Source organism: Nocardiopsis sp. Huas11, from assembly GCF_003634495.1.
Taxonomy (GTDB): Bacteria; Actinomycetota; Actinomycetes; order Streptosporangiales; family Streptosporangiaceae; genus Nocardiopsis.
On the sequence record NZ_RBKY01000001.1, the window covers coordinates 6,654,450 to 6,668,852 of the forward strand.

12 protein-coding genes are annotated in these 14,403 nt (G+C 70.1%); 6 read left to right on the forward strand and 6 right to left on the reverse strand.

Going from position 1 to position 14,403, the window contains the following annotated elements; translation table 11 throughout:
- Positions 1–32: 32 nt before the first annotated feature.
- The 3 genes from DFP74_RS29920 to DFP74_RS29930 form a co-directional block, all read right to left on the reverse strand.
- Positions 33–1,178, reverse strand: a complete 1,146-nt coding sequence (locus tag DFP74_RS29920) for a hypothetical protein (protein ID WP_121186904.1) — start codon at positions 1,176–1,178, stop codon at positions 33–35.
- A 176-nt stretch (positions 1,179–1,354) separates the two neighbouring features.
- Positions 1,355–2,509, reverse strand: coding sequence for a S1 family peptidase (locus DFP74_RS29925; protein WP_121186906.1), 1,155 nt, complete (start codon positions 2,507–2,509; stop codon positions 1,355–1,357).
- Between the two features lie 1,107 nt (positions 2,510–3,616).
- The gene (locus tag DFP74_RS29930) at positions 3,617–4,273 is read right to left on the reverse strand and encodes a Fic family protein (protein WP_233571219.1); all 657 of its coding nucleotides are present in this window, start codon (positions 4,271–4,273) and stop codon (positions 3,617–3,619) included.
- A gap of 760 nt (positions 4,274–5,033) precedes the next feature.
- On the opposite strand from DFP74_RS29930, the gene DFP74_RS29935 reads away from it, so the two are divergent.
- From DFP74_RS29935 to DFP74_RS29955, 5 genes are all read left to right on the forward strand, one after another.
- A complete protein-coding gene (locus DFP74_RS29935) occupies positions 5,034–5,327 on the forward strand; it encodes a lactococcin 972 family bacteriocin (protein ID WP_121186910.1) in 294 nt (97 codons plus the stop codon).
- Positions 5,321–5,653: a lactococcin 972 family bacteriocin gene (locus DFP74_RS29940; RefSeq protein WP_370013449.1), complete on the forward strand. Its 333-nt coding sequence runs from the start codon at positions 5,321–5,323 to the stop codon at positions 5,651–5,653. Before DFP74_RS29935 ends, DFP74_RS29940 begins: the two co-directional genes overlap by 7 nt.
- Positions 5,654–5,734: 81 nt before the next feature.
- The gene (locus DFP74_RS29945; RefSeq protein WP_121186912.1) at positions 5,735–7,819 is read left to right on the forward strand and encodes a hypothetical protein; all 2,085 of its coding nucleotides are present in this window, start codon (positions 5,735–5,737) and stop codon (positions 7,817–7,819) included.
- A 17-nt stretch (positions 7,820–7,836) separates the two neighbouring features.
- On the forward strand, positions 7,837–8,469 hold the full coding sequence (locus tag DFP74_RS29950; RefSeq protein WP_121186914.1) for an ATP-binding cassette domain-containing protein: 633 nt from the start codon (positions 7,837–7,839) through the stop codon (positions 8,467–8,469).
- 273 nt (positions 8,470–8,742) lie between these two features.
- The gene (locus DFP74_RS29955) at positions 8,743–8,964 is read left to right on the forward strand and encodes a hypothetical protein (RefSeq protein WP_233571220.1); all 222 of its coding nucleotides are present in this window, start codon (positions 8,743–8,745) and stop codon (positions 8,962–8,964) included.
- 166 nt (positions 8,965–9,130) lie between these two features.
- Here the strand turns inward: DFP74_RS29955 and DFP74_RS29960 are convergent, their stop codons facing one another.
- A complete protein-coding gene (locus tag DFP74_RS29960) occupies positions 9,131–9,574 on the reverse strand; it encodes a hypothetical protein (RefSeq protein ID WP_121186918.1) in 444 nt (147 codons plus the stop codon).
- Between the two features lie 97 nt (positions 9,575–9,671).
- Between DFP74_RS29960 and DFP74_RS29965 the strand changes: the two genes are divergently transcribed.
- Positions 9,672–10,766 carry an AraC family transcriptional regulator gene (locus DFP74_RS29965; protein WP_158613079.1) on the forward strand — a complete coding sequence of 365 codons (1,095 nt, stop codon included), beginning with the start codon at positions 9,672–9,674 and terminating at the stop codon, positions 10,764–10,766.
- 221 nt (positions 10,767–10,987) lie between these two features.
- Here DFP74_RS29965 and DFP74_RS29970 read toward each other — a convergent pair whose 3' ends face one another.
- Positions 10,988–13,537: an MMPL family transporter gene (locus DFP74_RS29970; RefSeq protein ID WP_121186922.1), complete on the reverse strand. Its 2,550-nt coding sequence runs from the start codon at positions 13,535–13,537 to the stop codon at positions 10,988–10,990.
- A 40-nt stretch (positions 13,538–13,577) separates the two neighbouring features.
- Positions 13,578–14,252 (reverse strand): TetR/AcrR family transcriptional regulator, encoded by a 675-nt coding sequence (locus DFP74_RS29975; RefSeq protein ID WP_121186924.1) that lies wholly within the window; start codon positions 14,250–14,252, stop codon positions 13,578–13,580.
- Between the last annotated feature and the right edge of the window lie 151 nt (positions 14,253–14,403).

Consider the following 14,403-nt stretch of genomic DNA (forward strand, 5'->3'; position numbering starts at 1 on the left):
CGCGAACGGGGCCGTTCGCGAACCAGGCGGGTTCACCTCTCCAGTCCGGCCTCGTCCATGCGGCGCTGGAGCCCACTCTTGCGTCGGTGCCGTTCCCTCATCTCCCGAAGCGGTCGTGTGAAGGCGTCCTGTTCCTCCTCCCGTTCAGCGAGGGCGTACAGGTCCGCCAGGAGCGACACGGCCCGGTCGTACTCTCCGGGAAGCTTGGTGTTGATGCGGTCCTCGACCTCCTGCCACACCGCTTCGCGCCGACCGGCCAGGCCCTCGAGGCGCGCCTCCCGGGCCGCAGCGGCCTCCTCCCTGCGCCGTTTCTCCTGTTCGGCCGCCAGTGCGGCCTCCTCGCGTGCCCTCCGGACCCGGAGTTCCCCAGCGGCGCTCCACAGTTGGCGAACGGTCCGTGTGCCCTCCGCGACAGCCGGGCCTCCACGTGTTTCGGCTTGGAAGGACTGAAGCATGCGTGCCCGCGCCCGAGCGGTTTCTCCTTCAACGACGAGCTCCAGGAGGCGGTTCTTCTCCTTGGCAGGCAGGTTCTCGATCCATCCGGTCATCTCCCCTCGCCGGCCGTCTCCGGTCGGCAGAGGCGGGGAGCCCTGGGCAGCCACCGATAGTAGGTCCGAGTCGATGCGCAGGAATTCCGCTACCGCGCACAATGGGGCACTCAGGCTGCCCAGCCCTGCTGGAACCGGCGGTTCCAGTTCCCCGTCGTCGAGTTCGTCGTCGGCCTGCACCGACAACAGCCACGCGAGGTACAGCAGACGCCGATCGCCTCCCAGCAGTTCCGCGCGCACCGGGGCGATGCCGGCCAGACCCGCTGGGTACTCGACGAAATCGGCTTCCTCGTCCTGGGAGAGCAGGGATATGACGGTACGGCCCTTCGCGGTCGTGAAATATGCGTCCTCGGTGAGCAGGTACGGCTTGATGTCCGCGGGCCTCAGGACCGCGCTCGGGACGGAGATCATGATCCAACGGGTCCCCCACTCGGCGAAGTAGGCGAACGCGTCGAAGTGGGTACGCATCAGCCGTGCCGGATCACCGCGAAAGTCACCCCAGTGGTACTCGTTGGTGAACGAGGTCGCCGTGATGCTCGCCCTGGTGGACAGATCCCGCAGCTCGGCACGCTGGCTCTCGTCCAGCGGCTGGTCCAAGGCGAGGAACTCGTAGTGCTGATAGGCACTCATAGCGGAGTGGTCCTTCCCTGAGGTCGGTATCGGTGCCCAGCGCTCCACCGGCGCGCGGGTCAGGAAGTGTCCACCTCCGTGCGCAGTGCTGTGGTCGGGCGGTCCCATCGGGCGGCTCCGCGCAGCCGGGTGTCCCCGCCCCTTCCCGTGGCCGGGGACACCGTGGGCGGTACCTGTCAGCCCGTGTAGATGCTCACGCCCCAGGAGTTCACCATCGGTATGAGCTCCGCGTAGTAGGTCATACCGCCGGAGGAGCAGTTACCCGAGCCCCCGGAGGTGACGCCCTGGGCCTGCGAACCGGAGACGAAGGGGCCGCCGGAGTCACCGGGCTCGGCGCACACGTTGGTGCGGGTGAGCCCATGGACGGTGCCCTGCGGGTAGGAGACGGTCTGGTTGCGGGCCTGGATGGTACCGCAGTGCCAGCCGGTGGTGGAGCCGGAGCGGCACACCGCCGAGCCGATGGGCGCCTGGCTGGTGCCGGTCACGGCCTGGGCGCCACCGGAGTTGTAGCGCGACACCAGGTTGTGCAGGGTGAAGTTGGAAATACCGCGGACGAAAGCGATGTCTCCACCGGAGAAGTTCGAGTACTGGAAGACCCCCACCCCGTCGGGAGGGACGGTGACCTGGGTACCGACACCGCCGCAGTGAGCCGCGGTGACGAAACCGGGCTGGCCGGCGCTGTTGGTCGCGGCGAACCCGATCGCGCAGCGGCCGCCGTCGGTATAGAAGGGCATGCCGCCGATGATGTCGGCGTAGACCCGCGGAGCCTGGTCGGTCTCCACGACCTGGATGGCGGAGGCCTCCACGCCGGCCTCGGCGACCATGGCGTCGACGTCGGCGCCGGAGCCCTCCAGGACCTCGATCACGACCGTGTCGCCGGCCACGTCCGGGTACCAGCCCAGCACGCCCTCCTGGGCGGAGGCCTCGTTGAGGTCCTCCACGACCTCGGCCAGGCCCTCGGTGCCGTAGGAGACCACGGTGGCATCGGCACCGGTGGCCTCGACCGCCTCGACGGCCGCGGTGTCGGTCACCAGGACGGTGAGCTCGTCGGTGTCGAACAGGGAGCCGGCGTAGGCGTCGCCGGCGGCCTCGGTCGCCTCGGCGTCGGTGTCCAGGGCGGCTTCTTGGACTTCCAGCAGTGATTCGGCTTCGGCCTGGGTCAGGTCGAGGTCGCGCTTGAGCGCATCCATCATGCCGGTGGCGTGGTCGTCGGCGACGGGATTCTGGGGTACCGGGCCGGGGGCCGCGAGGGCTCCCGGGGCCATGGACAGTGCCAAGCCGAAGGCCAGGGTTGCTGAGCCGATGGCGGAGATGACGGGGGAGGGTCTCATGTCCCTGATTCTCCAAAGGGGGATTGGCGGGGGAGGGGAACTTCCGCTCCGGTGGGTGCGGGAAGTCCCTTTCGTGGCTCGGAGTTGGTCCGATTCACGAAGTTCACCGAGACATCCGGTAAACGGTTTCCCATCATAAGTGCACACTTTGACAATGGAAAGACCTTTTATTGGGCCGGAGTCTGTTGGTTCCTGTGGTGCTACGGGTGAATGAGCGATGACGATGACCGGCGTATGGATATGCGCAGCTCTCACCCCCTGCAGAAGGCATCACGAATGCGAGTGAGGGGCGCGATCGACCACGGCATGCCCCAGGCCGAAGCCGCGCGGGTCTTCGCCGTCAGCCCGGACTCGATCCGCAACCGGCGCCGCCAAGGAACAGACGGGATCCAAGGACTGCACTCTGGTGGGCCGGGCAGGAAACCGGGTGAGCGCACCAAACTCACCCCCTCCAGGAACAGGCCCTGGCCGAAGCGCTCTGGGACTACATGCCTCAGGAGTCGGGGGCGGTCGGCACCCTGTGGACTACTGCCAAGGTCACCGCTTTGGCCCAACGGTTGTCCGGCACCGCCTTCACCGACCGAGGCGCCCGCAGATGCCCGCCCCGTCGGGGGTTGCACTTCCAGCGCCCGGACTGGCCGGCGACCGAAATCGACCCTCGGTCTCAACGGAGGTGGACCGATCAGGCCTACCCGGACCTGCGTGCCCGGGCCTGGGACGAGGGCACCCGGGTGATGGTCGCCACGCTCGGCGCCTACCTGGTGGTGCACGTGGGTGCTCAGCAGAATGCTCTTCTTGGCGGGGTCTTTCCTGCTGTTGCGAGCCCTCCCGGCCAATTCGAACCACCCGGATACCACGTCGGGGCGAAACCCGCCACCGGAGGCGGCCATCGGAGGCGGGGCCATTCCCGCATGCGCAGGGAGCAGACCAGGCGACCTGGAATTTCATCGCGATGACCAGCCCGAATCTGCGACTTGGCGAGAATCAGACACAAAGCTATTTCCCCGCGAAGAGGATGAAAGTGCCGCCCGTATCAACAAACGGCGCCCACAGCCCGACGAGAGCGGCCGGCCCGACCGCTTCCGGATCGAGCGACTCCGGGCCCGGTCAGTCCTGCGGCCGTGCCGGGGCGGCACGGTTCGGTGTGGCGGCCCGGGTGTCGAACCTCGTGCTCGCCAGCGTGCGCTCGGCCATGAGGTCGAGCACCTCGCGGGCCACGTAGGCGGTGGCACCGCGTTCGATCGCCTTGGTCTGGAGGATCTCCGCCTGGCGCAGTTCGTCCAGGGCGGCGCTCGCCGCCGGGAACGAGACACCGAGGATGCCCGACAGGGTGGTCGCCGTGACCACCGGAGCCTCGGGAAGCCGTCCCAGCAGGCGCGCGACGGCCGAATCCGCCCGCGGCGCCGCGCGGCGGCCGAGGGACGCCCGGTGGGCGGACAGGCGATCGCTCCATGCGGAGCGCATCTCGTCGATCCGGCCCATGAGTGCCACCGACTGCTCGACGGCGATGGCGCAGGCCTGAACGAAGGTCTCCAGCCAGGCGTTGACGGCCGCGCTCGCCTGCGCGCTGCCCGGCGGCGCGTCGTGTCGGTAGGCGCCGAGCCCGTCGACGTAGCGGTCCCGCAGGGTGGCGGGCACGAGACTGACCGGGAGAACCGCGTCCTCGGTCAAACCGCGCCGGGCCAGCACCGTGTGGATGAGGGCGCGGCCCACCCGCCCGTTGCCGTCGGTGAACGGGTGGGCGGCCTCGAATGGGGCGAGCACGAGGCGGCCGGAATGGAGGAGGCGCGGACCGCGCCTTTGAGTCAGGGTTTCGGGCTAGCCCCTGGACGAAGAGGTGAAGGTTTTCAGCGACCCTGGACTTCTCGGCCCCGAGAAGACGACCCCGCCCCCGGGTTCTGTGAGCGAGACCGCACCCCCGGAACGCAGGAGAAGTCCACTCATGAGGATTATCAGCAGGTCACGGCCACCGAAAGAGAGGCAGGGTCATCCCGTTTCCCGGCGCTGCCATTTCTTTGGAGGACGACGGCGACAGCGGAAATTCCTTCACGAACCAATGAGCGAATACCGGCCATGAAGAAAGGGCACAGAGAACAAGGGTACGTGAAAGGGAAATGCAAGATCCACGCGGACGCCCGCCCCCCTCCTGCCGCAAAGAAGACCAGAGCCCTCACCGCGGCGAACCAAGGACCGCAAGCCCCTGAACAGGAAGAACAAGGACACCACCCGCCCCCAGCCACAGGAGAACGATCCCGTACCGCCGTCGCGCCACTTCGACCCGCGTGACCTGCATCAGCGTCCTTCGGTTCACAGGAACCCGATATCGGACCGAATCCGCCTGGCCGGATGCGGCCACCCTGACGCCCCCGGAACGAAAACACTGGTGAAACGCCGACCCGCCGCAGAGAAATAAGGTTTTCGCTGGTGAGGCGGAAGTTGTCGCATTTCGTCGGCCGCTGTTAGCGTCCATGCTGTCCGGCCGAGATACGTGCCCGGAACGCAAAACCCCCTAAGGAAGACATCCATGAGGATCGGTATCAGACGCGCCGCGTGTACGGCGCTACTCGCCGGCGGCCTGGTCGCCGGCGCGGCCGGCACCGCGTCCGCCGTCGTCGAATACGTCGGAGGCGGTGTCTGGGACCACGGAATCGTCAATTCCCGCGTCTACTCGAACTACTACCACAGCTCCATCTGCCACGGCTCCACGGCTGTGGGCACCACGACCGTGCGGGCCACCGCCGGCGCGGGAGCGACCTCCTACGCCAGCGCCCCCAAGGCGTGGACGAACAACCAGACCTACTACCGCACCTCGTGCTGAACCCCCGACTGGAGATCTCCCTCATGAACTCTCTCAAGCGCGTTTCCGTGGCCGTGCTCCTCGCTTCCGGCCTGGCCGTGGGCACCGCCGGTGTCGCCGCCGCGACGACCAGTTACGTCGGCGGCGGTACGTGGCAGCATGGCGTCACCGGCCTTCCGGGCGCCGGGACCACCTATTCGAACTACCACCACGGCTCCGTCTGCCATGGCGCGACCGCCGTGGGCCAGACGACCAAGCGGGTCTCCGCCGGTGCCGGGGCCTGGGCGAACACCTCTGTCCCCCGTGCGATCGGCAACAACCAGTCGTACTGGCGCACCAGCTGCTGACAGCCGGCCGTGCCGTTGTGGATCCGCCGGTGCAGCGCCACTGGCGGATCCGCCATACCCGCCCCCTGACAGGACCACCAGGTGCCGAACAGAACCCTCTCCTTCGCCTACACGGTGTGCATCGCCTTCGCCGCGCTGATCGCCTTCCTCCTCGCCGCCACCGCCGAACAGACCATCTACGTCCTCGAGGACTCGGAACTGGTGTGGATCAGCGAGAACGAGGGCACCCACGACCTCGATGAGGTCGCCCGCACCGTGCAGGAGGTCGCCGACGACCACGGCGCCGCCATCGGCTACACCATCCTCGACGTCAACGAACCGTCGTCGCTGGCCCACATGTACCTGGCCGTCTCCGACCCCGGCTCCCGCCAGGCCCGCTGGCTGGAGGAGGGCTACCCGTCCTTCGGCCGGAGCTTCACGGTCCAGACCCACCCCATCGACGCGTTCGATGATGTGGGCCCCAACGGCCACTACCTCGTCTTCGGCACCGAGGAGGCCCGAGAGGCCCTGTACGTGGCGCTGGCCGAGCACGGCCTGCACGAGGCGCCGGGGACCCAGACCACCCAGCTGTGGCACTACTTCACGGGCGGCTACCTGTTCAACCTCCTGGTCGTCGCCCTGCTCGCCGCGGTCACCGGCGTCGGAGCCGGTGTCCTGCTCTCCTCACGCGACTACGCGGTCATGCGGCTCCAGGGCCACTCCTACCTGGCCCTGCTGCGCCGGGACTGGACCCGGGTCGCACGCCTGTACGCGGTCGCGCTGCCCGTGGGAGCCGCCGTCGTGCTGGCCGTCCTCGGTTTCTACAACGGCTGGAACCAGCTCGGCTTCTACACGCCCCTGGCCCTGGTGCTCCTGGCGGTACTCGCCGTGCCCTGCCTCATCGTGCACGCCGCCGTCCTCGGCCTGGTGTACGCCACCGGCATCCTGCCCGCGCTCAAGGGCCGCCTTCCCGTGCGCAGCACCACCGCCGCGATCTACCTGGTGCGCGTCCCCGTGCTGGTGCTGACCCTGGTCATCGTCGGGACCGTCGTGGTCACGGCACAGAACGCCCGCGACCAGCGCGTCGGGCTGGAGGTCTACGAGCAGTACGAGGACACCTCGCGTCCGGCGCTGAGCGCCAACTACGGCTGGTCCGACGAACAGGCCGTCAACGACGAACTCGGGCCGTGGCTGCGCCGCATCGACTCCGAGGGCGGCATGGTGCTGGCGATCCACACCCACCCGTCCGAACTCCTGCTCCCCGATCCGAACGAACCGACCGGTCCGGCCGCCGTCGACATGGACACCCCCGTCCTCATCGTCAACGACACCTACCTGGTCGAGCAGGAGGTCCTCGCGCCGTCCGGGGAACGCTATGGGCCCGGCGAGAGCATTCGGGTCATCGCGCCCGCCTCCGCCTCCGCCCACACCGACCGGCTGGTCCAGGGCATGACCGACAACTGGCTCGACGTGTCCGGCGAAGCGGGTTTGGACCTGGAGGTCGAGGTCGTGCCGGCCGCCGACGGGCAGACGGCGTTCACCTACGGAGCCGAACGGTTCGACGGGCCCCTCTTCCTCCCCCTGGTGCACGAACCGGTCATCATCGCCCTGCCCAACGGGCAGGTCATGTCCGACAGCAGCTACGTCGACCACATGTCCGCGCGGGAGACCGTCTTCCCCGACCCGGCGGTGGTCGAGGAGTTCCGCGCCGAGAACCCCCAGGCGTCCCGCTACATCGCCATGGTCGAAACCCTCACCACCAGCGCCCGCAAGACCCACGCCGACACCCTGATGGTGCTGCGCAGTGAACTGTTCAACCTGGTGGGAGCGGGCGCGGTCCTGCTGTTGACCGCCGCGGCCGCGTGCATCATCCACGTGCGCACCCAGGCCCAGACCATCTTCGCCCGGCACATCAGCGGGTGGACGTTCCTGGCCACCCACCGGCGGCTGCTGGCCGTGGAGGTGGTCATCGCGGTGGCCTTCGTGGCCTGGGCCACGTGGGACACCGTCACCACGCTGGCCGCCATGAACGATCCCACCCGGTCCGTCATCCCCGGCGCGATGTCGGCCACCGGGGCCGAACCGTTCTACGCCGTGGGCATCGCCCTGGGCTCCCTCGCCATCACCCTCGGTGCGCTCGCCGTCTTCCACCGCCGTATCGTCCGAGAAGGCTCCTCACAGGCCTGACGCACCCAAGGAGCACCATGATCACCCTGAAGAACCTCGCCAAGTCCTTCGGTCAGCGCACCCTGTGGCGGGACCTGGACCTGACCGTCCGGGCCGGGGAGATGCTCGCGCTGGTCGGCCCTTCCGGGTCGGGCAAGACGACCCTGCTCAACTGCATGGGCCTTCTGGAGGATCCCAGCGGCGGCGACATCGTCCATGCCGGCAGGAAGCTCAACCGGCTCGGCCCCGGGCGGCGGCGCCGCTTTCGCCGTGACCACCTGGGCTACCTGTTCCAGAACTACGCGCTGATGGAGAACGCCACGGTCAGGGCGAACCTGGACGTGGCCGGGCGCGACCGCGGGCTCCAGGCCGAGGCCCTGGAGCGGGTCGGCCTGGCCGGGCGCGAGAAGGAGATGGTGCACTACCTGTCCGGCGGCGAGCAGCAGCGCGTGGCCCTGGCCCGGCTGATGGTGAAGCGACCCTCCCTGGTCCTGGCCGACGAGCCGACCGGTGCTCTGGACGAGGACAACGGGCGCATGGTCATCGACACCCTGCGGGAGATGGCCCGCCAGGGGTGCGCGGTGGTGGTCGCCACCCACAACGACAGTGTGCGCGAGGCGTGCGACGCGGTGTTCGACGTCCAGGAGCAGCGCCTGACCGCGGCCGTGTAGGGATCCGCGCGGGCCGGGCCGGGCCGGCGGGCGCGCCCGGCCCGCGTGGACCGGCCACCCTGGTCGCCGGTCCCTCGGCGTGACAATATGACCCCCATGTCCCAACCGCCCCCGTTCGGGGTCCCCTCTCATGCCCACCGGCCCGGTCCTCAGTGGGGCACCGCACCGCAGCGCCCACCGGCGTCGACCGCTGACAAGGCCGTCTCGATCGTCCTCATGTGCGTGGCGCCGCTGGTGTGCGCCGGGACGAGTTTCTGGGGCTTCTTCTCAGTTTTGGGGACCGCCGGATGCTCACCCGACTGCGGCCTCGCCGTCGACCTGGCCATTCCCACGATGATCCTCGCGCCGTGGGTGATCTGGCTGGTCGCGACCGTCTGGGCGATCGTGCGCCTGATCAGGAAGAAGTCCGCCCTCTGGGTGATGCTCGCCGGTCTGGGCGTCTCGATCGTGGTCTATGTGGCGGCGAACGTCGTCATGTTCACCGTCCTGGGCTGACCACCCGCGCGCGGTGGTCCCGCCGCCGCGCGCGGCCGGGGCACGCACCGCGCGGCCTCCGGCCTACAGGCCGCGTGTGACAGGCGCCCCGCCGCCTCGGCCCTGTTACGCGGGATCCCCGGCGACGGCGGGAGGCCCGCCGGCGGACCGCTTCCGGGCTCCCCGTCTAGCCTTCGGCCGGTGCCGCGCGCCAGGGTTCGCGCCCTCGGAGCAGGTCACCGACCAGGGCACGCCAGGGGATGATGACGATGAACGGGAGCGCGAAGGCGAAGGCGAACAGCGTCTCGGAGACCTCCGGGGTCACGGCGCCGCGCCACCACAGCGGCACCGCGACCACGAGCACCCAGATCGCCTTCCACAGCACCTCGAAAACGAGCACGGCGGCCATCCGCACCGGCGCGAACAGCCCGACGACCGAGAGGAGCTGCATGGCGCACAGCACGGCGTCGAAGGTGCCGTCCATGAGAGGACGGTCGGGGCCCGACCCCAGCAGTCGCGGCCAGGCGGTGAGGGCGAGACCGACGACCATGAGCAGATAGCAGGCGCGCATCAGGTTGCGGCGCAGGGGCGTGATCGTGTCGGCCGTGGCCGACAGGGTGGGAGCGTTCATACGGTCAGTCTTGTCCCGGCGCTCCGGGCCCGGAATGATCTGGTGTGTCAGGACTCCTGATCGTGCGGGTCAGGGTTCTGCGTCAAGGGGGAACGACGTGCAGCGGGCAACGATCGCGGCCGGTCTCGTCGCCGGGCTCCTCGCCTACGCCGAGCGGCATGGTGCCGACGCGGACGCGCTCGCCACGGCCGCGGGCCTGTCCCGTGAGCGGCTGCGCGACCCGGACGCGCGCGTCCCGTTGCCGCGCTATCTGGAGCTCGTGCGCCTCGCGCGCCTCGCCCTCGACGACGACGCCCTGCCGCTCCACTATGGGGCCGAGACGGCCATGGCCGACGTGTCGATCGTGGGCCTGGTCATGGAGGCGGCCCCCGACATGGCCACCGCCCTGCGGCAGCTGCAGCGGTACGGACGCCTGGCACTGGAGATCGACGCGGGTGAGAACGGCCCGACGTTCGAGCCCGAACGATCCGGGAGCCGGCTCTTGCTGGTCGAACACCGGCCGGTGGGCCCCGGGCCCGAGCTGTCCGAGGAAGCGGTCGCGCGTCTGGTCTGCGGTCCGCGACGGTTCCTGGACCGCACGCACGTGCTGCGCGTGAGTCTCACCCGTGAGACGCCGGAGCGCGCGGCCGAGTACGAGCGCGTGCTGGGCTGCCCGGTCCGGTTCGGTGCCCGGCGGACCGAGATCGAACTCCACCCCGACGTGGGTTCCTGGCCGGTGGCACGGCACCCCCGCTACGTCTTCGGCGTCCTGCGGGAGAAGGGGGACGCACTGCTGGCCCGGCGCCCGCCCCCGGAGAGCTTCCGGGAACGGGTCGAGGACCTCGTGCGCGCGGTGGTGCACGAGGGGGACGTCGGCGCGGACGCGGTGGCGGCCCGGTTGCACTGCAGCCGTTCGACGCTGTTCCGCCGACTGCGCGCGGAGGGCACCGGTTTTCGGCAGGTCGTCGACGGGGTGCGCCGCGACCTCGCGACCGCCTACCTGCGGGCGGGCCGGACGTCGGTGGGCGAGGTCGCCTATCTCGTGGGGTTCGCCGACGCCGCCTCCTTCTCACGGACGTTCCGGCGCTGGACGGGGCAGCCGCCCGGCCGGTTCCGCAGGGCCGCGTCGGGTGCGGCGTCGACGGCTCCCCCACTCGCGTCGGGGTCCGCCCGCGCCTCGGCGACCGGAGCAGTGCCACCGGCCGAGCTCTGACGGGCCGCGGACGGACGCTTCTCCGGCCCGGACCGCCATCCGCGAGCGTTCTTCCCGGCGTGCTCTTCCGGCGTGCTCTTCCGGCGTGCTCTTCCGGCGTGCTCTTCCGGCGTGCCGAGGGACACCCCCGCGACCGGGAACGGCGCGAGCCCGCCGCGGCGCACCGGCACTGGGCCGGAACGCCCCGACGGGCCCGCTCCTCAAATCACGGCTCCCGGCGGTCAGCGCCGCCCGGAGCCGACCTCCGCCTCGTCGGCGCCCGCCTCACCGGCGGGTGCCGGGTCGCCGGTACCGGTGCCCTCCTCGGCGACGGTCGACTCCCGCGCGTGGTCGCGCTCCAGGGCCGATCCCTCGACGTCGATGTCGGGCATGATCCGGTCCAGCCACTTCGGCAGCCACCAGGCCGCGTCGCCCGCCAGGTGCATCACCGCGGGGATGAGCAGCATGCGGACCACGAACGCGTCGATGAGCACACCGAAGGCGAGCGCGAAGCCGACCGAGCTGATCATCGTCATCTCGGAGAAGATGAAGCCGCCGAACACCGAGATCATGATGATCGCCGCGGCCGTGACGACCGAGCGGCCGGCGCGGAAGCCCTGCACGACCGCGAGCCGGGCCGGGCTGCCGTGCGTGTAGGCCTCACGCATCCCGGTGCCGATGAACAGCATGTAGTCCATCGCCAGGCCGAACAGGATGCCCACCAGCAGCGTGGGCAGGAAGTTCAGGACCGGCCCCGGGTTCTCCAGACCGATGAGCCGGCCGAGCCAGCCCCACTGGTACACGGCGACCACACCGCCGAGCGCGGCGAAGTAGGACAGGATGAAGCCCAGCGTGGCCACGATCGGCACGAAGACGGACCGGAACACCAGCAGCAGGATGACCAGGGCCAGGCCCACGACCACCGCGAGGTAGGTCGGCAGCGCCTCGCTGAGCGTCTCGGAGATGTCGATGTTGCCGCTGGCCATGCCCGCCACCCCGAGCGTTCCGGTGCCGTGGACGGGCTCCAGGTCCCGCAGGGTGTGCACCAGCTCCTCCGTGGACTCGCTGGAGGGGCCGTCGACCGGGACCACCTGGAAGATGGCCAGGGTCTGGTCGTCCGAGACCCCGATCGGCGCCACCGCGGCGACGTCGTCCTGGGCGTGGATCGCGTCGGCGATCTCGTACTGGTACTGCTCCGCGTTGTCCTCGGCGGCCTCGTCGGTGGGACCGCCGGGCAGGGTGGCGGCGACCAGCAGGGTGCCGTTCTGGCCCTCCCCGAAGTTCTCGGCGACGGCGGAGTAGGCCTCGTACTGGGTGGACTCGGTGGGCTGCGAGGAACCGTCGGGCATCCCCACCCGCAGGTCCAGGGCGGGCAGCGCGATGACTCCGAGGATCACGACGGCGAGCGCGGCGCGGCCGAGCGCCCCCGCGTGCGACATCGGCCGGGGACCGGCGTCGTGCGCGGCCCCGTCGGCCAGACCCTCGGGGTTGCGACCCGTTCCGGCGGCGAGGCGGGCGACGCGCTCACGGTTCGACAGGATGCGCCCGCCCACCAGCGACAGCAGGGCGGGGACGAGCGTCACGGCGATCAGCACCGCGACGGTGATGGCGATGGCGCCCACGCTGCCCATGAGGCCGAGGAAGCCGATGCCGGTCAGGTTCAGGCCGAGCAGGGCGATGAGGACGGTGGTGCCTGCGAAGACCACGGCGTTGCCCGCGGTTCCGTTGGCCAGTCCGATGGACTCGGCGACGCCGAGCCCCTCCTTGAGCTGGCGGCGGTGCCGGTTGACGATGAACAGCGCGTAGTCGATACCGACCGCCAGGCCGAGCATCAGCCCGAGGATCGGTGTCACGGTCGCGATCTCGATCACGCTGGAGAGCGACATCGCGGCCAGGGTGGCGATCCCGACACCGATCAGGGCGGTCGCGAGCGGGAGTCCGGCCCCGATCAGCGTGCCGAGCATGACCACCAGGACGATGCCGGCCACGATGACGCCGATCGCCTCGGCGGCGCTGACCAGGCTGGGGAGCGCCATCGCGATGTCGTCGCCGAAGTCGACCGTGGCGCCGTCCACCGGGTCGTCCTCGAAGACGTCCATCACGGCGTCCTTGGTCTCCTGGGAGACCTCCTCCTGGCTCTCGGTGAAGGCGACGCTGACCATGGCGGTGCTGCCGTCCTCGGAGACGGTGCGGATCCCGGAGGCCATGTCCATCAGGGCCTCGCCCTGCGCGAGCTCCTCTTCGCCGGCCTCCAGCTCCTCCATGCCGGCGTCGAGCTCGGCCTGCTGGGCCTCGAAGGCGGCCTCGGTCTGCTCGTCGAGCGGCCCGGCGGCCTCGGCCAGGGCGCGGCCCTGGTCGAGCTGTTCCTGGCCCTCCTCGAGTTCGGTGCGGCCCTCGTCGCTCTCCTCGCGTCCTTCCTCCAGGAGTTCGGCCTGTTCGGCGCGTTCCTCCTCGGTCGCGAACGGGTCGATGACGTCCTCGACCCCGGCGACGTCGGCGGCGCTGTCGACGCGCTCGCTGATCTGCGCCCGCTGTTGCTCGGTGAGGGCGGAGCCGTCCTCGCTCTGGTAGACGACGGTGCCCCTGCCGCCGCTCATGGCGGGGAACTCCGCCTTGAGGCTCTGGTTCACCTCGTCGGTGGGCGTTCCGGGGATGGAGAAGCTGTCCGCCAGCTCACCGGAGAAGGAGGAGTAGGCGATTCCCGCCGACACCAGCAGTGCCAGCCAGATCGCGATGACGGTCCGGGCACGTCTGGCCGACGTACGCCCGAGCCGATAGAGAAGTTCAGCCATGGTTCCCTGCAAACGGAGTGGATGGGGTGAGCGGTGGGGCTCAGGAAGCGCCGGTGCGGGGGGTCAGGGTCCCGAACCCGGCGCGGTTGACGGAGATCATGCGTTCCAGGAGCTCGTCCCAGACGCGACGGGACTCGACGGTGTCGACGCCTCCGGTGCTCTGCTCCCAGTGGCGGACCACCACCAGGGCGCCGCCCACCAGTGCGCCGCACATCAGGTCGACCTCCAACGGGTCGGCCTCAGGGCGGTGGCGCAGGGTGATGGTGGCGATGCGGATTCCCAGATCGTTGATCGCGCGTTCGAAGAGCACCGCCTGGCGGGCGCTGCGCGGACCGCTGTCGGGTCCGAAGATCCGGGTGAGCTCGGTGGTGGTGCCGACCAGGTCGGTGGCGCGCAGGGCTCCGGCCAGCTGGTCGAACATCGAGGTCTCGCCGGCGTGCTCGGCCGCCGACGCCTCGAAGTTGGCGTCGACGTTGTCCAGGACCGCGCCGAGCATCTCGTGGAAGACCTCGACCGTGATGTCGTCCACCGTCGTGAAGTGGTTGAACACCGTCCGACGGGAGACGTCGGCGCGCGCCGCGAGCTGGTCGACGGTGAAGTCCGTACCGCCGATCTCGGTCATCAGCGCCGCCGCGGCGGTGACGATGGCCTTCCGGTGCCGCGCCTTGAGGGCTTCCCTGCGGTCCGGCGCGGTCGGGCGCTGTTGGTCTGCCATGACACCAGACTAGAGATGTGGTTGCACTCAGTGCAACGACGCACTCAGTGCATCCAGTCACATCGGCGGGTCGACCGGTCCGGCGGCCACCCCGCCGGGCACGGGGCGGCCACGCCGGGCACGGGGGCGGACGCCGTTTCCCCGCGCACCA

Coding starts and splice junctions, on each gene's coding strand:
- DFP74_RS29950 (WP_121186914.1), top strand. CDS start 7,837: ATGATCACCCTGAAGAACCTCGCCAAGTCCTTCGGTCAGCGCACCCTG.
- DFP74_RS29960 (WP_121186918.1), bottom strand. CDS start 9,574: ATGAACGCTCCCACCCTGTCGGCCACGGCCGACACGATCACGCCCCTG.
- DFP74_RS29920 (WP_121186904.1), bottom strand. CDS start 1,178: ATGAGTGCCTATCAGCACTACGAGTTCCTCGCCTTGGACCAGCCGCTG.
- DFP74_RS29935 (WP_121186910.1), top strand. CDS start 5,034: ATGAGGATCGGTATCAGACGCGCCGCGTGTACGGCGCTACTCGCCGGC.
- DFP74_RS29975 (WP_121186924.1), bottom strand. CDS start 14,252: ATGGCAGACCAACAGCGCCCGACCGCGCCGGACCGCAGGGAAGCCCTC.
- DFP74_RS29925 (WP_121186906.1), bottom strand. CDS start 2,509: ATGAGACCCTCCCCCGTCATCTCCGCCATCGGCTCAGCAACCCTGGCC.
- DFP74_RS29970 (WP_121186922.1), bottom strand. CDS start 13,537: ATGGCTGAACTTCTCTATCGGCTCGGGCGTACGTCGGCCAGACGTGCC.